The sequence below is a fragment of the Bifidobacterium mongoliense DSM 21395 genome (assembly GCF_000741285.1).
In the GTDB taxonomy this organism is placed as follows: domain Bacteria; phylum Actinomycetota; class Actinomycetes; order Actinomycetales; family Bifidobacteriaceae; genus Bifidobacterium; species Bifidobacterium mongoliense.
In genome coordinates this window covers 37,266-60,401 of record NZ_JGZE01000009.1, presented here as the reverse complement: position 1 = coordinate 60,401, position 23,136 = coordinate 37,266, and the positions used below count along the sequence as shown (strand labels likewise).

The following is a 23,136-nucleotide window of genomic DNA, read 5'->3' as shown; positions in this document are numbered from 1 at the left end:
CCACGATGGCGCACCGGCCAGTCGGGCCTTGTCTCGCACCGATCCGGCATTGCGCTGAAGGCTCAGCATTGCGGGTCGTGATGGTATCGTGAGCGGCATGACTGAGCACATTCATGACGTGATTATCATCGGTTCCGGCCCGGCGGGCTACACCGCCGCCATCTATCTGGGTCGTGCCGGATACCGACCGCTGGTGATAGCGGGAGCCGTCACCCCTGGCGGGCAACTGGTCAATACGACCGAGGTCGAGAACTTCCCGGGCTTCCCCGACGGCGTGCTCGGGCCGGATCTCATGGATAACATGCAGCACCAGGCCGAGAAATTCGGCGCCGAAATCGTATGGGACGATGTCGTGTCGGTGGACTTCTCGCAACCCGTGAAAAGGCTGACCGTCGATGGGGGGGATACCTATCAGGCCCGCAGCGTCGTGGTCACGACGGGCGCGAACTACCGCAAGCTCGGTGTCCCGGGAGAGGCGGAGTTCTCCGGCAAGGGCGTCTCGTATTGCGCCACGTGCGACGGTTTCTTCTTCCGTGAGAAGCCCATCGTCGTCATCGGCGGCGGCGACAGCGCGTTCCAGGACGCCACGTTCCTCACGCGGTTCGGATCGTCGGTCACCTTGATCCACCGTCGTTCCGAATTCCGCGCCTCCAAGATCATGGTCGACCATGCCAAGGCGACCGGTAAGATCAACTTCGTCCTCGATTCGGTGGTCGAACGGGTCAATGGATCCGACAAGGACGGCGCCGAGTCCGTGGATATCAAGAACACCGCCACCGGCGAAACCACCACGCTGCCCGCCAACGGCATCTTCGTCGCCATCGGATACAAGCCCACGACGGGCTTCCTCAACGGCGCTCTGCCGTTGGACGATCACGGGTACATCAAGGTGGAGGGCGCCTCCACCCGCACCGCGGTCCCTGGCGTCTTCGCCGCCGGAGACTGCGTGGACAGCGTCTACCGTCAGGCCGTATCGGCGGCCGGCATGGGCTGCCACGCGGCCTTGGACGCGCAGGCGTACCTCTCCGAATAGCGGTGCATCGAGCCGGAGGCCAGCGGCACCCGGATGGCCTCCGGCTCAGACCCAGCCATCCTCATCGGCAGATTTCGTGGTCTTCACCGCTGCATCCCCTGCGTTCTTCGGCATGAGCAGATCGACGATGCGCTGCATATCGTCCGGCGACGAGAAGACGATTTCGATCTTGCCGTGTTTGCCGTTGCCGCGTATGGCGACCTTCGTCTCGAAATGGTCCTCCAAGCTATGCCGTATCGGCGAATCCTGCCAAGGGCTCGTCCGGCGCACTGTGGATGTCGAGGTGGCGGAAGGCCCTGACGTCTTCATGGCCACGATCTCCTCCGTACTACGCACCGACAATCCTTCGGCGATGATGCGCTTCGCCAGCGCATCCATATCCTCGGCATCCGTCAACCCCAGGAGCGCCCTGGCGTGCCCGGCGGAGAGCACCCCTGCCGCCACTCGCTTCTGCACCGAACCCGGAAGATTGAGCAATCGCAGCGTATTGGCGATCTGGGGCCTGGATTTCGATACCGCGGTGGACAGCTGCCCTTGTGTCAGACCGAACTCCTCGATCATCTGGTGATAGGCGGCCGCCTCCTCCAAGGGATTGAGGTTGACCCGGTGGAGGTTTTCCAGCAGTGCGTCCCGGAGCATGGCATCGTCCTGCGTGGTCTTGACGATGGCGGGAATCGTGGTGAGTCCGGCGAGCTGGGACGCGCGCCAACGACGCTCACCCATGATCAACTCGTACGGGGTGTCCGAACCGATTCCACCGGATACCGCAGAACCCGCGGTGACGCCCGATGCGACGTCCGCCGAGGTATCCGGTCCGGTTGCCGGCCGTACGCCCTCCACGGCGGCCTGTGTGCGGTGTGCGGCCGTATCCGGCTGATGGCCCGATGCGTTGCCGTCCACCTGATGGGCCGGTCGCTTTCGCACCACGATGGGCTGCAGCACCCCCACCTGGCGAATGGAGTCGGCGAGCTCGTTGAGCTCGTCCTCATCGAAGATCGATCGTGGCTGGTGGAGATTCGGGCCGACATCCGTGATCGTGAGTTCCGCCAAATACCCACCGTGAACGGTTTCCAAGTCCATGCCATCCTTCACTTCGCCCGCTTGGCGATTCGGCTGGACCGCCTGGCGGTTCACCTTCGCCTCGCCTGGTCCACTCGGCTGTCGATCGGAATCCGATTGGGAATCTCCCCCATCACTCGGTCCATGTGCTTCTGGCGTCGATGCGGTGGATTGTGCAGTGGATGCATCGTTGTGCCCCACGCCGTCGAATCCGTGCACCGAAGGCGCGGGACCTGCGTCGCCGTGCTTCCTCGTCACAGCCGTACCGGATTCTGACGGATCCGACGACGGCATGGGCACATTCGCCGAAGACGTCGACGGCTCGATGGTCCGTGCCGCGGAAGGAGGCTCGTGTGATGGCATATCAGGGCTTATCACAGGCGTCGAAGGAGACGCCGGGGCATGGCGGTCAGTCATGACATCGTTATCATCAGGAGAGGCATGGCCCTTCCCATGATCTTCTCGCACCGTCGATCGCTGCACTGTCGAACGTTGCACCGCAGATCGACCTTCAGCTGGTTCCTCGACTGTGCTCCGCGGCTTACTACCGCCAAAGAACATATCACTCGGATGGGTGAGCTCGTCAAGCGTAGGGATACTGATCCGCTGTTTACCAGCGGCGTTCCGCTTTACGCGGGAAGCCAGGCGCGGCTGATCAACGGCCGGACGGTGCCCATTCCCGTGTTCCCCTACCGTTGCCGGTGCTATCTCGTGAAATGTTTCACGTGAAACATCGGAGTCAACCGTCGAATTCCGGTCATGTCGTACCGTACGACCATGCGTCGGCGATGCCGCGGACCGTGGTGTTGTAGTTCGCTTGGTACGCGTGACGCGCCGAGGTTTCTCCTGTGGTTCGTCTTGTGCGTTCGGCAAGGTATCCGAAGAGGCGCCATTGCTTCCCTTAAGACCGCGCTTCCTCGCTGATGAAGTCCGAGGTGAGGCGGATGCCTCATCACGCGGTTTCGCACTACGCCGCGCGGAATGCAGTGAACCGTTCCGTTTCGATGACGTCAACTTCTTCTCGACCGACGTGTCAGACGCTGACTCAGCGTCATCCTGCTCACTTAACGTCGGCTGCTCGGCTGATTCAGGGTCTCCGGGAAGCGGTGGAAACAGTGCACCAAGACCCATACCAAGTCGTGATTTTCGTGCCATCTCAGTGCTTCCTCCGCTTCTGTGCTATTGCCGTCAACACGGATGGTGACCGCCTGGCTATCTCCAACGCGGCCTCGACGTATGCGACCGCTCCGATACCGCGAGGATCATATGCTATGACGCTTTTCCCAAAACTGGGCGCTTCGGAAATCTTGACCGTTCTCGGAATGGTGGTATCAAGAACGATGTTCGGATAATGCTTTTTTACCTCGTCGTAGACCTCCCGGCTCAACAAGGTGCGTCGATCAAACATGGTCACCACCATGGTTGAAACAAGCAAGATGGGATTATAGTGTTCCTGCACCAGTTCAATGGTGTTGATGAGCTGACCAAGGCCTTCAAGCGCATAATATTCGGCTTGAATCGGCACCAATACCTCTGTCACGGCGCACATGGCATTGATCACCAGTAATCCCAAGCTGGGAGGGCAATCAACGAGAACATAATCAAACTGCTCGTTGGTGTCCCGCATGAACGCTTCGACAGCGTTGTGTAACAGTTCCGTTCTTTTCGCCAGATCAGCGACTTCCAATTCGGCACCGCTGAGATTGATGGACGAGGGGACAATTTGCAATGTTTCGAAATCAGGGCACGGCACCTTCGTGTCCTGTATGGTCGAACGTCCCTCGAGCACGTCATAGACCGATGACTGACCTGAATCATGAGGTGCACCCAAAGCCGTCGATGCGTTGCCCTGAGGATCCATATCGATCACCAGGACATGTGCACCGCCCTGTGCCAACGCCGCCGCCAGATTTACCGTGGTGGACGTCTTGCCGACACCGCCCTTTTGGTTCGCCACGGCGATATACCGCGTTGCCGAAGGCTTGGGCACAGGTATCGAGCGGAGCCGTTCGTACCGTGACGAGGTCTCGGCCATCTCCGCACCCAAGGAGTGCTGTGAGTCTCCGAATATTCGTGCAATGGTATCTTGCGCCGATTCCATACCCGGTTCACTCCTTTCCTGGCCTGCTGCCGCCTGTCTGTCGTTCATTGACGTTTCCCTTCACCAACCACGTTGTTCCAGTTTCTCTATGTGTGTGGACATGCCCACCGTCCACATCGTCACATGTGGACAATTGTGGATAACGGTGGATATCCTGGGGACAACCAATGGTGACCACAGTATCGCTTCGTTGACATTGCAACCTTCTCAGCCTTGTACACCGCTACTCGAACAAATGTGGATAACTTTCCAAGCCGCACGAAATGTGGATAAGTCTGGCAATGCTGCTCCTTCACCAAGTCTGGATTTCCTCACCACAGGCACACGAAACGTGTTGTTTCACGTGAAACATCATCGCTGTGAAACCCGAAATTCATATTCTGTTCAATCCGACCCCACGGGCAGGACTCACACCCAAAATCACATGTTGAACCATTGGTGCGCAGGTATTCCAACGTGGTATCGCCAACAGCCTCGACAACACACGAGAAGGCACTACCGAATCCATCGGTTCACTGACCTGTAGCCAGCCCACACGACTTTGCGCCGATGACTCCACTATCGCCGTAGGGCGATCACGACGTGCGTTGGTTCCAAATCACCGCCGACAGGAGCCAGTTGAACGGTGATATGCAGTCCTGAATACCGTTTGATGATGTCCTTGGCCTTATCAAGTTCGTTCTGTACGGAACGTCCTTTCAATGCTATCAACGTTCCACCGTGGGTCAACATCGGTATGGTCCAGGGAATGAGTTTACGCATCGGTGCAACAGCCCGGCATGTGACGACATCAAATGGAGCGGTATCCCCGTGTCGAATGTCCTGGATCACCTCATCTGAGCGTGCCCGCTGTATCGAGACATTGGTCAGATGCATCGCCTCGACACATTCTCCAAGCCACAGACAACGCCTCTCCATAGGCTCGATCAAGGTGAAGTCCACCGATGGAATACAAGCAGCAACAATCAATCCAGGAAAGCCTCCACCACTACCGACATCGGCGACCCTGAGTTGACGTTGCTGAGGGATGCGGTGCATTATAAAGGGCACTATTGCAGCGGAATTCAGAATATGACGTTCCCAGAGGATGCCGGTATCACGCGGTCCGATGATTCCTTTGAGTTCACCCTCATTGCGCAGCTTGGTATGAAACACCTTCAGCTGTGCCAACGCATCGCCTAGCATGTCATACAATAACGGCGATTGCTCGAGAGCATCATCCGTAGTTGTCGTATACTCAGTCATCAATCAAACTCCCCCGCACTCCACACTCCCAATATCATTCTCAAACAATCCTCGTCGTATCAATCATGCCAGACCTGTCCACCGAATGCACTCAATCATTCGATGCAATGAATCTTGCCCAACTCACCATGATCGCATTTCAATGCCCTTTCGGACATGAGTCCCGTAATGGACATCGTTCAATCACGTGCTGAAACTGCATCGGCGACTACACCGTTGCTTCACCATCAATATCCAACGGTGCACTACCACGACAGGGTCAACATGTTTCACGTGAAACATGAGATTCGCCAGGCAATATTCGTAGCTGTTCGTCTGCCTATATTGTACTCGGGCTTGTCGGAGGACACCCCTAACACGATACTATTCATCCGATCGGTAGCCGCTCCACCTCATCAAAGACAGCGTTACTCGAACCACGGCATGGATACCGCGTTGACCATAATCAACGACGCTTCGTTGGACATCGGAGACATCTGCACCACCGATGGCCATACCATGCAGAATAAACCTCGCGTGTACAGATGCATGCAGGCCCGAACAGCCTTCCCCAGAGTTCGCCACTCATCCTGAGGCTCACCTTGGTCGCACATACTTTGGCCGCACATACCAGTGGAGAGCGCATGCCTGATACCGGAATCCTTTTACCCTAGGCGTCTGGTCAGGGATATCGTGTGTTGGGTGCACCTTTCATCAACACATTCGTAGGCAGTGTTTCACGTGAAACACTCAGTAGAAAATGTCTGAGTAGAAAGTGCTTGAGAGGACAGTGACAGAGCGGTACATGACTGAGTAGCGAATAACTGAGCGACAAGTACATGGCACGTCGGCGCGCATGCCCCAAGAGTTACTCATCACGGCATCCCTCAAGTGCCGTGTTTGGCGGATAGAAGATCAGTAGTCACGACGTACACCAAGAAGAGCCCTTTCGTCGCCACTGTATGCTCCGGATACTTGGGGATCCAGCGGCACACACATAAGGTAAGTCTGGTACAGCAACACTGCGCAGTCAATGTGTTGCGATGGACCTCCATGTGATGAACAACGCTGATTCAACTGATCTTGGCCAGGATACCGAGCTCACATAACACGGATGACCATTGATGACGACATCGTTCATTACGCCATTGTACGAACATAAGAATGCAGATATGACACTGTGTCATACTCGTACCTCGGTGTTCTCACCAATTTCCCCGTTGAGCCGATTTGCGTCATCTCGCCAAGCACTCCATGTATGAATCTGCTGTCGAACGGCACTCTTCCACCGGGGGCCGGAATGCCCCATTGCACCCCCGTCCCGGCAGCACTGCATTGATGGAACAGCACCCATGTCACCGCCTCGGATCGCCGTTCCCGGCTGATCCGCGTCGATGACATATCAGCAGGCGACGTACCTACTCGGCACGCTCCGTGTCATCGTCGGCATCGTCAGCAGCAGCATCATCACGATCACTACCAGCAGCACCATCAGCCGCATCGCCATCAACGGCACCGTCGTCGTCCATGCGGTCGTGATCGAGTCGGTCCTCAACGGTACGGTCCTCAACGGCGTCGCCATCGAAAGCGTCATCATCGTCGACGCCATCCTCGTCATCGGACTCTCCGTTTGATTTCGGATAGACCGTCACATACCGGTTCGGCTCCTCGCCGTGCGAACGTGACTTGAATCCCTCTTCGCGGACCATGTCGTGGACGACCTTGCGTTCGAAAGAGTTCATCGCTTCAAGATCAACGGGTTCGCCGTTGTCCTTCACATCGTCGACCGCATCCATAGCGAGATCACGCAGGTGCTGGCGTTTGCGCTTGAGATACCCATCGACGTCGACGATCAGGTGGGAACGTTCGCCGGTCTTCTGCTGCACGGCCAAACGCGTGAGCTGCTGCAGAGCATCGACGACCTCACCGTTATGGCCAATCAGGTTCTTGATGTCTTCGTCATCGTCGGCCACGATCTGCACGGCTGGCCGGTGGTTGCGAATACCCATTTCGATATCACCGTCGTAATCGGCGATATCAAGCAGGCCCTCGAGATAGTCGGCCGCGATATCCGCTTCTTCGTTGAGCTGCTCGACCGTTTTCGGTTCATCCTGAGCCATATGTACTCCTTTATACGACATAACGCCTAGTCTAATGCCCGTTGCCCGCGATCACACACGACATCCAAGTCGTCACATCGACCCGGTCCGGTGCATATCCTATATCCACACACCGGCACGGGTCAATCCGCGGTTACTTCTTCCGGTTCTTGCGGCGAGGCTGCTGCCGCTGATACCCTTCGGTCTCGCGTTGCTCGGCCGCCTCACGAGCCTTGACGAGCTTCTCCTCTTCCAATGAGATCTCGCCGGCAGCCTTGCGCCGTTCGTTCTCGTGATCGTGATCACGGATCTCCTTCTCCTCGGCTGCGGGTGAGCCGGGTGTCGGGAGCGCGTAGACCTGCCACAGGGAACGCAGCATGTTGAGAATATTGTTCGTCAGCCAGTACACGAGTACGGCGAACGGGAACGTGATGCCGGAGAAGATGTACATGATCGGGAAGCCCCAGGTCATGGCCTGCTGAATCTTGTACTGCTGCCCCTGCATCTGAGCGCGCGGCAGGTTCTTGCGCATGTTGTTGAACTGCTGGTACCACATCGCGATGCACATCAACGCGATGAAGACGCTGATGATGATCTTGCCTGTGGTGTCCGCCTCGCTGAAGTTGGTGGTCACCCGCAGGCCGAAGACCGAGGTCGCCGAGAAGTTCTGCGCAGTGGCGCGATCGAACGCACCCAACGCGGCGCGTTCCCCACGGGCGATAAACGGAATGGCCGAAAGCACGTAGAACATGGACATGAACACCGGGCCCTGGATGAGCATGGGCAAGCACGATCCGGCAGGATTCGCGTTGTTGTCCTGGTAGAGCTTGGTCATCTCTCGGCTCATGGCCTCTTTGCTGGCCGGATCCGACTTGCCCTTGTACTTCTGCTGGATGTGCTGCATCTTGGGCTGCAGCGCTTGCATGCGGCGCATCGACTTCATCTGGCGCACGAACATGGGCAGGATCAGGGCATGCACGACCACCACGAGGAAGATGATCGAGAGAATCCAGGACAGACCCACCGGTGACATGCCCAGGAAGACCAGGAACCGGTGGAACAGGTTCATCACCTGCGTCATCACCCATTCAACAGGGGTGAGCAGTTTGTAGATCCAGCCGAACAGACCCCTGTCGAGCATGAATTGATTCTGATTCATTGTGTGGCCGTCTCCTTACTATCCGAGGCCAATGGTGTCAGGCGCGGCTCTTCGTGAGCCTTCGACCACGAAAAACGATAGAACACTGAGTAGCGTTGCGGCACATCATCGATGCCGCCACGGCTCCACGGCCGGCAACGCAGCAATCGCAGCGTCGCCAGCAATCCGCCTCTCAGCGCACCAAACCGTTCGATGGCCTCATAGGCGTAGCGCGAACATGTTGGATAGTAGCGGCAGCGTGGCGGGGTATTGGCCGAGATGCGGCGTTGATACCAGCGAATCGCACGGCCCATACCGCGTGCCACGGGGGAGGAGTTCATGCCCCGATCTCCCGCTTCGACGCGGTATCAGATGTCGTGGTAACCGCACGGTTCACATGAGTCCCGTGTTTCGCGGTAGCTCCATGAGCATCGCGGATTTTACGACTACGACTGATATTGCCGAAACAGCGAACGACCTGCGAGTCAAGCGATTGAAACGAGGCACGAGCCGCCGAGGGCCGCGCACGCATCACGATATCGCACGACCGGGGGAGTAATCCTTCGTGGGTTCTGGCCAGGACGCGGAATCGACGTTTCACGGCATTGCGTGTCACCGCATTGCCTACGGCCTTCGATACGGCCAATCCCATACGCCATTCGGGACGAATCCCCTCGACGTCGGGGGTGTCGAAACCGCCCCGCGGCAAAAAATGGACGACAAGGTCCTTCGAAACCACGGTGTTGCGGCCGCGCAACACGGCGACAAACGCGCCGTGATTCTTCAGCCGCTCCACAGCTCTCCCCGCCGTTCGCGAATCAGGCGGACAGGGACTTGCGGCCCTTGCCACGACGACGGTTGATCAGCGCGCGGCCTGCACGCGTACGCATACGCACGCGGAACCCGTGCTTCATGTGACGACGACGGTTATTCGGTTGGAATGTCCTCTTCATAGGTAACGCTCCCGGTTTTCAGCCATGCCAAAACATGGCTCCTCATGAGTCAAGCTCTATCAAGGTACTCTCACCCCTGACATTTCGTCAAACCAACCGGGCTTCCGATCCTCATCCACACCCGTTATCCACAGGGTTCGAAGAGTGAACCCACACCCGTGCGGCACATGCCGGAATCCGCCCAAACCGTTGGAATGATGGGAAAAGCGCGGGGAAAGTTATCCACAAATTACATGCGTGTTATTCACAATCGAGTGATTACAACACGCTAGGCTGTGGATAACTTCGCGTAATAAGAGTAAACATGACATCTGTACTCATTTGTCGTTGGGCACCATACCGAATAGTCACGAACTGAAAGGGGACGGTTGTATGGCGGAACCACAGACGGCCCCTGCCATACAGGCCGTTCAGATCTGGTCGGATGCGCTGGCGATCCTGCAGCACAGCTCCGCCATCACACCGCGTGCCAAGGGTTGGCTTGAAGGCGTGACGCCCGAGGCGGTGTTCGGCACCACCATCGTGCTGTGCGTCGTGAACGGTTCTACCCAGCAGGCGTTGCAGGGCGAGATGAACGGTCCGTTGCTCACCGCGCTCAAGATGGTCACCGGCGTGGATATGTTCCCCGCCTTCAAAATCGTGCCGCCCAGTGAACCGACTCCGACGGACAGCGTCGAACCGCCATCAGTGCGGCGATCACAGACCACACCGCAACAGGGCACGGGCTCGGCACCTGTTCAAACCTCATCGCCATCACCGGTTCCGCATGACGTCGCCGCGGACCATGCGACCGCCACGCAGGGCGTATTGCCCGCCGGCACCGACCCCATCGCGCCATCCAGCCGACCCGCGGTCGACACCATGACGATGCCCTCGGCCGCGCCTGCGGCCGCCGCGACCGATGAGGCACCCGGAGCCTATCCCGTCAACAGCCACAAGGCCATACTCGACCCGGCCACGCATCTCAACAAGAATGCGACATTCGACACCTTCGTGCCCGGTGACTCGAACCGATTCGCCAGAACCGTGGCCCTGGCCGTCGCCGAAGGCTCGGGACGCGACTTCAACCCCTTGTGCATCTATGGCGGTTCCGGATTGGGCAAAACCCATCTGCTCAACGCCATCGGCAATTACGCCCTCGTCAAGACGCCTTCCGTCAAGGTGCGGTATGTCACCAGCGAGGAATTCACCAACGAATTCATCGAGGCGTTGCAGACACCGAACCAGAGCCAGGGTCAGATCGCCGATTTCAATCGACGGTACCGCGAGGTCGATGTCCTGCTCATCGACGACATCCAGTTCCTGGGCGGCAAAGAGGCCACACTCGAACAGTTCTTCCATACGTTCAATTCGCTGTACCAGGCCAACAAGCGCATCGTGATCGCCTCCGATGTGGCCCCCAAGAACCTCAAAGGGTTCGAGGCGAGGCTGATCTCACGGTTCGAGTCGGGACTGACGGTCGACATCAAGCCGCCGGATCTCGAAACCCGCATCGCCATCCTGCGCATGATGGCCTCGATGAGCCATTCGAACATCCCCTACGATGCCCTCGACCTCATCGCCGAGCGGTTCACCGAGAACATCAGGGAACTCGAGGGCGCGCTCACGCGGGTCACCGCCGTGGCGTCGCTGAGCAATCAACCCGTCTCACGCGCCCTCGCCGAGCAGACCCTGCAGGACTTCTTCACCACCGACGTGGAGGTCAAACCGACGGACATCATCGGCCAGGTCGCCAAATACTTCCACCTGACCTTCGATGATCTCGTGGGCCGCGCCCGTACGAAGAACGTCGCGCTGGCCCGGCAGGTCGCCATGTACCTCGCCCGGGAAATGACGAGCATGAGCCTGGTCGACATCGGCGAGGTGTTTGGCGGTCGCGATCACACCACCGTCATGCACGCCTACACCCGCATCACCGGCGAGATGCAGGAAAAGCAGGAGATCTACAACTACGTCATGGAGCTGACGGTCCGTCTCAAGCAGGGCTCGACCGACTGACGACATTCGCTCAGCCGCTGCGAACGGCATCTCACCTTCGCAGTGGCTGATATTGCCATATCAAGGTCGACTTCATGCTCTTCCCACACCGACCATGCCCGGTCGGTATCCACCCGTCCGTCACAACAACGCTGACAACGCCATATCGGCCATCGCGCGAGATCGTGTCACGAACGCCCGCGACACTCCGATTCGGGTCGTTGCATACGACAAAGATATCCACATCGTTATGCACATATGTGTGTAAACCCTGCGACTAACCGGTGGATGAAGGCCATTTTCCCGTGGATGCATCGTGCATAACACCGCGGATTATGTGGATACCTCAAACCGGCTTCTACGGCGGTGGATAACTCATCGACTTATCCACATCCCGCGCAGAAGTTATCCACATCACCGACTACCCTCGAAAATCAACCGCCGGTAAGTCTGACGATACTTATCCACCGTATCCACCGGGCTTATTATGGCGACTACTTGATATGACTTACGTTCATCGTGGTACCGATAACGCCGCGATGCGCCAACAAAAGTCGGCCGGACGAAAACGGCTAGAATAACCGAGGAAGCGATACCACCGAAACGAGGAAACGCATGAAAGTCGAAATCGATTCAGCAGCATTGGCTGATGCCGTAGCCTGGACCACACGCGTCATCGACGCACGTCCGGCACAGCCCATCCTGGCTGGCATTCGACTCGAAGCCGCCGATGGGGCCCTGCAGCTCAGCGCCTTCAACTATGAGATCTCCGCCCGTCACCACATCGAAGCCGGCGTGGACGAAGCGGGCGGCGCACTGGTCTACGGCAAACTCCTGGCCGACATCACGAAATCATTGCCCGCCGCCACCACGCGGCTCGAGACGGCCGATACCACGATGACCATCACCTCGGGCAAGTCGACGTTCACCCTGCAGCTCATGCCGTTGTCCGAATACCCGGATCTGCCGTCCGTACCCGCCATGCTCGGCCAAGTCGATGCCCAGACCTTCGTACAGGCCGTGTCCCAGGCTTCCGTTGCGGTCTCGCGTGAGGAAAACCGTCCGGTGCTCACCGGCGTACGCATCCAATTCAACGGCGACTCCGTCGTCATGACGTCGACCGATCGGTTCCGTCTGTCCCGTTCGAGTTTCTCCTGGACTCCGGTGGATCCCGATGTCGACACCACGACGCTCGTTCGTGGCTCGTTGCTGCGTGACACCGCGAAGTCGCTGGACGAACACCAGAACGTCAGCATCGACTTCGATACGGAGAACCCCTCGTTGCTGGGATTCGAAAACGCCGGCCGGGTCTCGACGTCGCAGCTCATCGACGGCGAATTCCCGGCCATCGACCGGCTCTTTGGAGATTCCTATCCGATTCAGGCGGTGGTCAACCGTCAGGACCTCATCAACGCCATCAAGCGGGTCTCGCTCGTCGCGGAGCGCAACGCCCCGATCCGCATGACCTGCAGCGGTCAGGAACTGGTGCTGTCCGCCGGATCCGCCGACGAATCCCAGGCCAAGGAAAGCCTGGGCCTCGATATGGATGGTGAGGACATCACCGTCGCGTTCAACCCCATGTACCTCATCGAGGGCCTTTCCGCCATCACGGAACCCTTCGTCCGCATGAAGATGACGACGGCCGTCAAGCCGGTGGAATTCAACGGCCAGCAGGAGGCCGATTCCGACGAATCGATGGATTACCGGTACCTGCTCGTGCCGATGCGCTACAACTCCTGACCCCATGCTCACCAGGCCGGCGATGGCATGGTTCGCGTGTCGCCGGCCCGCTCGCCTTCGGGCGACCACTTTCGAACGGAAAGAATGATCGTGTATATCTCGCGTCTTGTGCTCGACCATTTCCGCTCATGGGATCATTGCGTGGTGGATTTCGACAGCGGCGTCAATATCCTGCAGGGATTCAACGGATTGGGCAAAACGAACATCATCGAGGCCGTCGAAGTGCTCTCGACTGGCGCGAGCCATCGTGCCTCGCATTCCGCGGCGCTCGTGGAGCGTGGACAGGGCAAGGCGACCATACGGGCCAACGTCCACAGCGCGAAAGCCGGTGCGGAGTCGATGGGGGAGCGGTCCGATGGGGAGGACCGGGACGAACAGGATCAGGGCGAGGTCCCGGAGATGGACAACCGCAACCCCGTCACCTACGAGGCCACCATTCATGCGAAGGGCACGAACCGTGCGCGCATCGATTCAGGTCGTTCCCTGTATCTGCGCGACATCGTCGGTCAGGTGCCCAGCGTCATGTTCGCTCCCGAGGATCAGTGGCTGGTGTCCGGGGATCCGGCCCAGCGCAGGACCTTCCTCGATCAGACCGGGGCGTTGCTGGTGCCGGGGTATGCCGAGCATCTGCAGCGGTTCACCAGGATCGCACGGCAGCGGGCGGTGCTGCTCCATTCGCTGGCACAGCGGGAACCCGGTGATGTCGACAACGTGTTGAGCGGCCTGGAGATCTGGACCGGACAGTTCATCGAAGCCGGTGTGGCCCTGACCCGTGACCGCCGCCATATCGTCGACGACCTCCTGCACGGATTCCCCGATATCTACCGATCGCTGGCGGGGGAGCGGCACAGCGATGAGACGGTGGGGCTGGCGTATCGACCCTCGTTCGAGGAGGTCATGGACCTAGACGATCCGCAGACGGCCATCAGCGAACATTTCCAACGCATATACCCCGGTGAGGTGGCCCGTGGCCGGAACCTCATCGGCCCGCACCGCGATGACATGGACCTCGAACTCGATGGCATGCCGGCGCGCGAGTTCGCCTCGAACGGCGAGATGTGGACGTTGGCGTTGGCACTCAAGATGGCGCTGCTCGAACGGCTCGCCCAGGACGGTCGGGAGACGCCCATCGTGCTGCTCGACGATGTCTTCGCCCAGCTCGACGACTCCAGACGCCGTATGATCCTCGATTTCGCGCGTCATCAGGGCCAGGTGCTCATCACCGTGGCCGCGGCGAGCGATATCCCCGATATCCCCGGTGCCCATGTCATCGACGTCGAGGGACTGCGTGCGCCCACCGATGACATCAACGCCTCGCTGGTCGAGCGTATCCACGCCATGCGCATGGGGGATGACCACGGCTCAGCGGTATCGGAGACCGCATCGGCGCCCACGGCGTTGTCCGCGCCGGTTTTGCAACCGGATGCGTCGCAGTCGGCGAAACCGGATGAGCGGCGGTCGGACGCCGGGGGGGACGGGGAATGACACCGCCCATCGTCGTGACGCTTCATCTTGATCAGCGCAAACTGCCGGCGGAGGTGTTCCAGCGCCTTGCCGCACGGTCCGGGGTGTTCCGCGATCACAAGCAACGCGAGCAGGATGCATGGGAGAGCTTCGGCAAACCCGGCCGCGATCCCGATCATCTGGGGTCGGTGCTGGCGGCGATGGCGCTCACAGGCAATTGGGCGCCGAATCTGGAGCTTGCCAAGCTGCGTAACCACTGGGATCAGGTCGTCGGTGGCGCCATAGCCATGCATTCCACGGTCGTGGGCTGCGATGAGGGCGTGCTGACCATACGCGCCGAATCGACGGTCTGGGCCACACAACTGACCTATCTCATTCCTCAGCTGACGCACACCATACGCGAGCGGCTCTCAAGCCTGGATATCCGTGAGATACGGGTTGCGGGACCGGGATCACAGCGCTTCTCGGGAGGCCGGAAACCCCGGAATACCAACGATTCACGCTATCCCGGTTCACAGCGGTAACGTCCCGGCCCACGAGTAGACTCACATGCAGTGTATGTAAGGGCCTCCAGGGGCCCATTATTGACGTTCTAGGGCATATCGATCATAAGATCGCCCTTCATACGGATATCGGAAGGACTGTTTGTGGCAGAACTTGGAGTGGATGGCGCGGCTGCAGAGGCCGGGCATGATCGCCAACCTGATGATCATGAGGATATGCATGGGGATGCGCGCGATATGACGACTGGTATGACGCCTGATATGAACGATGCGCAGCCGAACGCCCAACAAGGGGCACCATCCGACGATGCCGTCGAGCGGGGTGCCGGTCAGGGTGCTGGCCAGGAAGACGACGAGAGCACCGAACTGGGGCATGACGAGTCCCAGCTCGACGACACCTTGTCGCCCGAGCATTACGATGCCAGCGATCTTCGCGTGCTTGAAGGTCTGGAGGCGGTGAGGATTCGACCGGGCATGTACATCGGCTCGACCAGCCCCCGTGGTCTGCACCATCTGGTGTACGAGATCGTCGATAATTCGGTCGATGAGGCTCTGGCCGGGTATGCCACGCATATCGAAGTCACCATCCTGCCCGACAACGGCATCCGCGTGGTGGACGACGGCCGAGGCATCCCCGTCGACGAAGTGCCGGGCGAGGGGGTCTCCGGTGTGGAGACCGTCATGACGAAGCTGCACGCCGGCGGCAAGTTCGGCGGCGGCGGATACGCGGTCTCCGGTGGCCTGCACGGCGTGGGCATCTCGGTCGTCAACGCGCTGTCGACCAGGATCGACGTCGAGGTGCGCCGTCAGGGCTATCACTGGACGCAGAGTTTCGTGGACCAGCATTCGGTCGCCCCACTCAAGCAAGGCGCCCCGATGGCGCCTGATGAGGGCACGGGCACGAGCGTGACGTTCTGGGCCGATCCGGCGATCTTCGAAACCACCGTCTACGACTTCGAGACTTTACGGTCGCGGTTCCAGCAGATGGCCTTCCTCAACAAGGGCCTGCGCATCACCCTGACCGATATGCGCCGTGCGGAAACCGCCGGCGACGAGGTGACCGGCGATGGCGACAACGTCATCGAGGAACTCAACCAGAGCGTCTCCTACCGTTATGAGAACGGCATCAAGGACTACGTCGAATACCTGGTCAAGTCCCGCAAGTCCACCCCGGTCGAAGAGGACATCATCGACTTGGACGCCGAGGACGTGAAGCTCGGCATCTCCGCCGAAGTGGCCATGCAATGGACGACCGCGTATTCCGAGGCCGTGCACACCTTCGCCAACACCATCTCCACCACCGAGGGCGGCACGCACGAGGAGGGCTTCCGCGCCGCGCTGACCTCACTGGTGAACCGGTACGCAAGGGACAAGGGCATCCTCAAGGACAAGGACGAGAACCTGTCGGGCGACGACGTGCGCGAAGGATTGACCGCCGTCATCTCCGTCAAGCTCACCAACCCGCAGTTCGAAGGCCAGACGAAGACGAAGCTCGGCAACTCCGAGGCGAAGACTTTCGTCCAGCGGGTGATGACCGAACGTCTGGGGGACTGGTTCGACGCCCATCCCGGTGAGGCGCGTAACATCATCCAGAAGTCCATGGAGGCTTCCCGGGCCCGTCTCGCCGCGAAGAAAGCGCGTGAGAACACCCGGCGCAAGTCCATCTTCGAGACCGCGGGCATGCCCGACAAGCTCAAGGACTGCCAGTCGAACAATCCCGAGGAATGCGAGCTGTTCATCGTCGAGGGCGATTCGGCAGGCGGCTCCGCAATCCAGGGGCGCAACCCCATCACGCAGGCGATCCTGCCGTTGCGCGGTAAGATCCTCAACACCGAACGCGCCTCGTTCGAACGCATGATGAAATCCGAGACCATCGAGTCCCTCATCACCGCGGTCGGCGGCGGCTACGGCGAGGACTTCGATCTGAACAAGGTGCGCTACCACAAGGTCATCATCATGGCGGATGCCGATGTCGACGGCGCCCACATCGCGACCCTGAACCTCACCCTCTTCTTCCGCTACATGCGGCCGATGGTCACGGCCGGGTACGTCTACGTCGCCATGCCGCCGCTGTACCGGCTCAAGTGGACGAAGGGCGCGCATGACTTCGTGTACACCGACGCCGAACGCGACCGCGTCCTGGCGCAGGGCAAGAAAGCCGGCCGCCAGCTGCCCAAGGGCGAAGGCATCCAGCGGTACAAGGGTCTGGGCGAGATGAGCTATCAGGAGCTCTGGGAGACCACCATGGATCCCGAGCATCGCATCCTCAAGCGCATTCACATCGAGGACGCGGCCCAGGCCGACGAGACCTTCTCCATGCTCATGGGCGATGAGGTCGAGCCCCGTCGTCTCTTCATCCAACGCAACGCGCATGATGCGAGGTTCATCGACGCCTGACCCACCATCCCGTGATCCCGGCGGCGCAGCGCCTCGCGGATCACAGGGGTGCAGCGGTGGTCGCGCAGCGGCGACGGCACCACGAACGAGAACGTATCAGGAAAGCACAAGCATAAGGAACGACAGTGGCAGACGATATGCACACCCCCGGTGACGCCGGGACGAACGATTCGGAACCCCAGGACGGTTCGCTCGAACCCCTGAGCCCGCAGGAGGCCGACAACACCGATTACGGTCTGTTGCAGGGCGAACGCGTCAAGCACATGGACCTGCAGCAGGAGATGCGCGAGTCCTATCTGGCCTACGCGCTTTCGGTCATCGTCGAGCGCGCCCTGCCGGACGTGCGCGACGGCATGAAGCCCGTGCACCGTCGCGTGATCTACGCGATGTACGACGGCGGATACCGGCCCGACCGCGGATACAACAAGTGCTCCCGCGTCGTGGGCGACGTGATGGGCAAGTACCATCCGCACGGCGATTCGGCCATCTACGAGACCTTGGTGCGTATGGCCCAGTCGTGGTCGATGCGGTACATGCTCGTCGATGGTCAAGGCAACTTCGGCTCTCCCGGAGACGACCCCGCTGCCGCCATGAGGTACACCGAATGCCGTATGGCGCCGCTCGCCATGGAGATGGTGCGCGACATCGACAAGGACACCGTCGATTTCGTCCCGAACTACGACGGCAAGACCATGGAGCCGACCGTGCTGCCGGCCCGTTTCCCCAATTTGCTCGTCAACGGTTCGGCAGGCATCGCCGTGGGCATGGCCACCAACATTCCTCCGCACAACATGCGCGAGGTCTCCGACGGCGTGCACTGGGCGCTCGATCACCCCGACGCCAGCCGCGAGGAGCTGCTCGAGGCGCTGATCCAGCGCATCAAGGGACCCGATTTCCCCACGGGTGCCACCATCCTGGGCCATAAGGGCATCGAACAGGCCTACCGCACCGGCCGCGGTCTCATCACCATGCGCGCCGTGGTCAACACCGAGGAGATCAACGGGCGCATGTGCCTGGTGGTCACCGAGCTGCCCTACCAGGTCAACCCGGACCGGCTCGTGGTATCGATCCGCGAGGCCGTGCGCGACGGCAAGATCCAGAGCATCGCCGACATGCGCGACGAGACCTCCGGCCGCACCGGCCAGCGCCTCGTGCTCGTGCTCAAGCGCGACGCCGTGCCGAAGGTCGTGCTCAACAATCTGTACAAGCACTCCCAGCTGCAGCAGACCTTCGGCGCGAACATGCTCGCTTTGGTCGACGGCGTGCCGCGCACCCTGTCGCTCGACGCCTTCGTGCGCCATTGGGTCAACCACGAGATGGACGTCATCGAACGCCGTACGCGCTATCTCAAGCGCGAGGCCGAGGAGCGCGACCACATCCTGCAGGGGTACCTGAAAGCCCTCGATCTCATCGAAGAGGTCATCGCCCTCATCCGCGCCTCCAAGGACGTCGACACCGCCCGCACCGGACTCATGGAGCTGCTCGACGTCGACCAGGTGCAGGCCGAGGCCATCCTCACCATGCAGCTGCGCCGTCTGGCAGCCCTCGAGCGCCAGAAGATCCTGGACGAGCATGAGGAGCTCATGCGTCGCATCGCCGATTACGACGACATCCTGGACCACCCCGAACGCCAGCGCAAGATCGTCGGCGACGAGCTGGACGACATCGTCGCCAAGTACGGTGACGACCGCCGGACGAAGATCCTGCCGTATTCGGGCGAAATGAACGTCGAGGACCTGATCGCCGAGGAGAACGTCGTCGTGACGTTGACCCACTCCGGGTTCGTCAAGCGCACCAAGTCCGACGAATACCGCGCCCAGCACCGCGGCGGCAAGGGCATCAAGGGAGCCCGCCTGCGCGAGGACGATGTGGTTGACCACTTCTTCCTCACCTCCACGCACAACTGGCTGCTGTTCTTCACCAACAAGGGCCGTGTGTACCGGCTCAAGGCCTACGAGCTGCCCGAGGGGTCGCGCGACTCCAAGGGTCAGCATGTGGCGAACCTGCTGCAGCTCGGCCCGGACGAGAACATCCAGACCGTCCTGTCGATACCCGATTATCAGGTCTCGCAGTATCTGGTGCTCGCCACCCGCTCCGGCAAGGTCAAGAAGACCGCGTTGGCCGAATACGATTCACCGCGTCAGGGCGGGCTCATCGCCGTGCGGCTCATGGCCGACGACGAGGGCAACCCCACCGACGAACTGGTCGGTGCGGCCCTGTGTGACGCGAAGGACGACATCATCCTCGTATCGAAGTTCGGCATGAGCCTGAAGTTCCGCGCCGACGACCAGCAGCTGCGCCCCATGGGCCGCCAGACCGCCGGTGTGCAGGGCATGAAGTTCCGAGACGGCGACGAGCTGCTGGCCATGGATGTGGTGCCCGAGGATTCCGAACAGGATCTGCTGGTCGTCACCAATCAGGGCTTCGCCAAGCGCACCGCGATCGGTGAATACCGCCTGCAGGGACGCAACGGGTACGGTGTCAAAGCCGTGCACCTGACCGAGGAGCGAGGCGCGCTCATCGGTGCCCTGATCGTGTCCGACAGCGATCAGGTCATGGCCATCATGAAGTCCGGCAAGGTGATCCGCTCCGACGTCGACGAGGTCAAGCGCACGGGTCGCAACACCCAGGGCGTGACGTTGGCCAAGCCCGACAAGCACGACGAGATCCTCTCCATCGCCCGCAACGAGGACGACGAGGACTCCGACGACGGAGATGCCAACGACGGAGACGGAAACCACGAGGATTCCGACAAGAGCGTCGATGGCGCAGCGGCCGCCGAGAAGACCACGGCGGATGCTGCCGATGACGCCGCTGCCGGCGACATTGCAACCGGAGACACTGCGACCGGCTCCGACGACAAGGCGGAGTAACTGTCCTCGACCCATTCACCTCGGTGCGGTTGTCCGAGGTGCATGACCAACGGGCGGTGTGCGTGCATCGCCCGGCCATAGCGGGAGCAGAGCTCCGGGACGAGGGTGTGCGGACCTTGCACCCCGTACGGGTCCTCGTCCCAGAACGCTGGTAGCCTCAGCGTAGGAATAGGGTTGAGTCAGCACCATCAAGGAGAACCGATGAGCGACAACTTCGAATACGGCGAATCGGATGACGACGCCATGCCGCGTGAGACGCAGGCCATGCATGATCACTCCGTCGAGCCGATGGGCGAACCCATGGGCGAGCCGGTGATCGGGGCCGCGGGTGAGCCCGGCATGACGGCCACCGCCGAATCCGAGCCGGAATCCATGTCGGAGCATGCGCCGCGCGTGGCACGATCCGCGAGCAGCCAGTTCGGCATGGCGGCCGAGCGGCCGTCGAATCCCGAGTCCGTCGCTTCCCCGGCTGCCGGGGTGAGTGGTATGGGGACGACCCCGCGTCGCCCCGTGCGTCGTGGCGCGCCCCGTGCACGGCGTATGAATCTGTCCCTGACGCACTGCGACGCATGGTCCGTGGCCAAGGTGACGTTCCTCCTGGGCGTCGCAGGCGCGATCATCCAGATCGTCGCCGCCGCGTTGATCTGGATCCTGCTCAACGTCGTCGGTGTGTTCGACCAGGTCACCCAGATCGTGTCCTCCACTGGTCTCGATGCCGGCGGATTCAATCTGGCCGACGTCTTCTCGCTGAGTACGGTGCTCAGCGCCGTCACGATCTTCTCGATCGTCGAGGTCGTGCTCATCACCCTGCTGGCCATCATTCTGGCGTGGCTCTACAACGTCATCAGTTCGCTGGTCGGCGGCGTGCACATCACGCTCGGCGATGACTGAGTCGGTGGTATTCGGCCACTGATATCGCATATCGGCGATATCCTCCCCACGTTTCGGCGTCCTGCGCAATACTCCGCAGGACGCCGTTTCCGTAGACCATCGACCCCGGTTTCAGCAGGGTCGTGCGACAATGCGCGTATGGTCCGGTGGCGTCGCGCTCAGCACACGCCCTGCGCGACCATGGCGTCGGCTACCTTGACGAATCCGGCCACGTTGGCGCCGAACATGAGGTCGCCTTCGCGGCCGTAATCCTTGGCCGCGTCCAGGCTATGGGCCACGATGCCCTGCATGATGTCGCGCAGGCGTTGGTCGGTATCCTCGAAGCTCCACGGGAGTCTCATCGAGTTCTGGCTCATCTCGAGACCGGAGACGGCCACGCCCCCGGCATTCGCGGCCTGTCCGGGACCATACAGGATGTCGGATGCCTGGAATACGGCGATGGCCTCGGGGGTCGAGGGCATATTCGCCCCCTCGCACACCACGCGGCACCCGTGCTCGATCAGGGATCGGGCGGCGTCGCCGTCGATCTCGTTCTGGGTCGCGCACGGCAGCGCTATGTCGCACGGCACGGTCCAGATGCCGGCCGAGCCCTCGTGGTAGGTCGAGTCGGGGACGGCGTCCGCGTATTCGCTCATGCGCGCGCGCCTGGTCATCTTGATGTCCCGGACCACGTCGAGGTCGATGCCGTGGGGGTCGACGATGTATCCGCTCGAATCCGAGACCGTGATCACCGTGGCGCCGAGCATGTGGGCCTTTTCGATGGCGTAGAAAGCGACGTTGCCCGATCCCGATACGACCACCGTCTTGTTCTCGAACGTCTCGTTGCGCAGCACCCGAAGCGCCTTGGCGGTGTAGTAGCACAGGCCGTAACCGGTCGCCTCGGGGCGGACCAGTGAGCCGCCGAATTCGAGGTTCTTACCGGTGAGCACCCCGGAGTATTCGTTGCGGATACGTTTGTATTGTCCGAACAGGTATCCGATCTCCCGTGCGCCGACGTTGATGTCGCCCGCGGGGACGTCCGTGAACTGACCGATGTGGCGCTGCAGCTCCGTCATGAAGGACTGGCAGAAACGCATGACTTCGGCGTCCGATCGACCTCGGGGGTCGAAGTCGGAGCCTCCCTTGCCCCCGCCCATGGGCAGGCCGGTGAGCGCGTTCTTGATGACCTGCTCGAAGCCGAGGAACTTCACGACCGATTCCGTGACCGTGGGATGGAACCGCAACCCGCCCTTGTACGGTCCGATGGCCGCGTTGAACTGCACGCGATAGCCGCGGTTGACCTGGACCATGCCGTCATCGTCGACCCAGGGCACGCGGAACTTCACGAGTCGGTCCGGTTCCACGAGGCGCTCCAGCACGGCGTTCGCCGCGTATTCAGGATGTCGTTCGACCACTGGTTCCAGGCACGCGAATATCTCGTGGACGGCCTGAAGGAATTCGGATTGATCCGGATCGCGCCGTTCCACCTGTTCGAGTACTTGATCCGTGTATCGTGCTGTTCGCATATCTCGCCCCATTGTTCTGATGTGTGATGTCCGGTTCATTCTAGAAAAGGGTGCGGTGGGCCGCAAGCATCGTCTTTGCATGTGGAGAACGAGACTTGTGTCACGTTCTTGCGGCAGGTGTGACATTGCATGTGCGAAATGTGCCGGCTGTCCGTTTATCTGCGTTATGGTATGGGAAG

General features: G+C 60.6%; 13 protein-coding genes and 4 pseudogenes. 8 read left to right on the top strand and 9 right to left on the bottom strand.

Annotated elements, in window-relative coordinates; genetic code table 11:
• Window positions 1–97: 97 nt before the first annotated feature.
• Complete coding sequence (gene trxB / locus BMON_RS03965; protein WP_033513316.1) at window positions 98–1,033, top strand: thioredoxin-disulfide reductase; 936 nt, start codon at window positions 98–100, stop codon at window positions 1,031–1,033.
• Between the two features lie 45 nt (window positions 1,034–1,078).
• Here the strand turns inward: trxB and BMON_RS10175 are convergent.
• The 8 genes and pseudogenes from BMON_RS10175 to rpmH form a co-directional block, all read right to left on the bottom strand.
• A pseudogene (locus BMON_RS10175) lies at window positions 1,079–2,098 on the bottom strand (ParB/RepB/Spo0J family partition protein); the annotation flags it as partial.
• A 1,150-nt stretch (window positions 2,099–3,248) separates the two neighbouring features.
• On the bottom strand, window positions 3,249–4,193 hold the full coding sequence (locus BMON_RS03950) for a ParA family protein (RefSeq protein WP_033513313.1): 945 nt from the start codon (window positions 4,191–4,193) through the stop codon (window positions 3,249–3,251).
• Window positions 4,194–4,751: 558 nt separating this feature from the next.
• Window positions 4,752–5,438 (bottom strand): 16S rRNA (guanine(527)-N(7))-methyltransferase RsmG, encoded by a 687-nt coding sequence (rsmG, locus tag BMON_RS03945; protein WP_033513311.1) that lies wholly within the window; start codon window positions 5,436–5,438, stop codon window positions 4,752–4,754.
• Between the two features lie 1,568 nt (window positions 5,439–7,006).
• Window positions 7,007–7,537, bottom strand: a pseudogene (locus BMON_RS03935) (Jag family protein); the annotation flags it as partial.
• 133 nt (window positions 7,538–7,670) lie between these two features.
• Window positions 7,671–8,675 (bottom strand): membrane protein insertase YidC, encoded by a 1,005-nt coding sequence (gene yidC / locus BMON_RS03930; protein WP_033513308.1) that lies wholly within the window; start codon window positions 8,673–8,675, stop codon window positions 7,671–7,673.
• Window positions 8,672–8,968 carry a membrane protein insertion efficiency factor YidD gene (yidD, locus tag BMON_RS09565; RefSeq protein ID WP_206538356.1) on the bottom strand — a complete coding sequence of 99 codons (297 nt, stop codon included), beginning with the start codon at window positions 8,966–8,968 and terminating at the stop codon, window positions 8,672–8,674. The genes yidC and yidD overlap by 4 nt, the downstream gene beginning before the upstream one ends.
• 23 nt (window positions 8,969–8,991) lie before the next feature.
• On the bottom strand, window positions 8,992–9,450 hold the full coding sequence (gene rnpA / locus BMON_RS09560; RefSeq protein ID WP_081882867.1) for a ribonuclease P protein component: 459 nt from the start codon (window positions 9,448–9,450) through the stop codon (window positions 8,992–8,994).
• A gap of 22 nt (window positions 9,451–9,472) precedes the next feature.
• Window positions 9,473–9,607: a 50S ribosomal protein L34 gene (gene rpmH / locus BMON_RS03925; protein ID WP_033513307.1), complete on the bottom strand. Its 135-nt coding sequence runs from the start codon at window positions 9,605–9,607 to the stop codon at window positions 9,473–9,475.
• Between the two features lie 399 nt (window positions 9,608–10,006).
• Between rpmH and dnaA the strand changes: the two genes are divergently transcribed.
• The 7 genes and pseudogenes from dnaA to BMON_RS03890 all read left to right on the top strand — a co-directional run bounded on the left by dnaA (window position 10,007) and on the right by BMON_RS03890 (window position 21,452).
• Window positions 10,007–11,605 (top strand): chromosomal replication initiator protein DnaA, encoded by a 1,599-nt coding sequence (dnaA, locus tag BMON_RS03920; protein ID WP_420307547.1) that lies wholly within the window; start codon window positions 10,007–10,009, stop codon window positions 11,603–11,605.
• 594 nt (window positions 11,606–12,199) lie between these two features.
• Window positions 12,200–13,324, top strand: coding sequence for a DNA polymerase III subunit beta (gene dnaN / locus BMON_RS03915; protein WP_033513304.1), 1,125 nt, complete (start codon window positions 12,200–12,202; stop codon window positions 13,322–13,324).
• A gap of 90 nt (window positions 13,325–13,414) precedes the next feature.
• Window positions 13,415–14,644: pseudogene (gene recF / locus BMON_RS03910) on the top strand (DNA replication/repair protein RecF); the annotation flags it as partial.
• A gap of 161 nt (window positions 14,645–14,805) precedes the next feature.
• Window positions 14,806–15,312, top strand: coding sequence for a DciA family protein (locus BMON_RS03905; protein ID WP_033513302.1), 507 nt, complete (start codon window positions 14,806–14,808; stop codon window positions 15,310–15,312).
• 360 nt (window positions 15,313–15,672) lie between these two features.
• A pseudogene (gene gyrB, locus BMON_RS03900) lies at window positions 15,673–17,688 on the top strand (DNA topoisomerase (ATP-hydrolyzing) subunit B); the annotation flags it as partial.
• Window positions 17,689–17,825: 137 nt separating this feature from the next.
• Window positions 17,826–20,561, top strand: a complete 2,736-nt coding sequence (gyrA, locus tag BMON_RS03895; protein ID WP_033513300.1) for a DNA gyrase subunit A — start codon at window positions 17,826–17,828, stop codon at window positions 20,559–20,561.
• 288 nt (window positions 20,562–20,849) lie between these two features.
• A complete protein-coding gene (locus BMON_RS03890; protein WP_033513345.1) occupies window positions 20,850–21,452 on the top strand; it encodes a DUF3566 domain-containing protein in 603 nt (200 codons plus the stop codon).
• Window positions 21,453–21,610: 158 nt separating this feature from the next.
• On the opposite strand, the gene gdhA is transcribed toward BMON_RS03890, so the two are convergent.
• Window positions 21,611–22,957 carry an NADP-specific glutamate dehydrogenase gene (gene gdhA / locus BMON_RS03885; RefSeq protein ID WP_033513298.1) on the bottom strand — a complete coding sequence of 449 codons (1,347 nt, stop codon included), beginning with the start codon at window positions 22,955–22,957 and terminating at the stop codon, window positions 21,611–21,613.
• Window positions 22,958–23,136 lie beyond the last annotated feature (179 nt).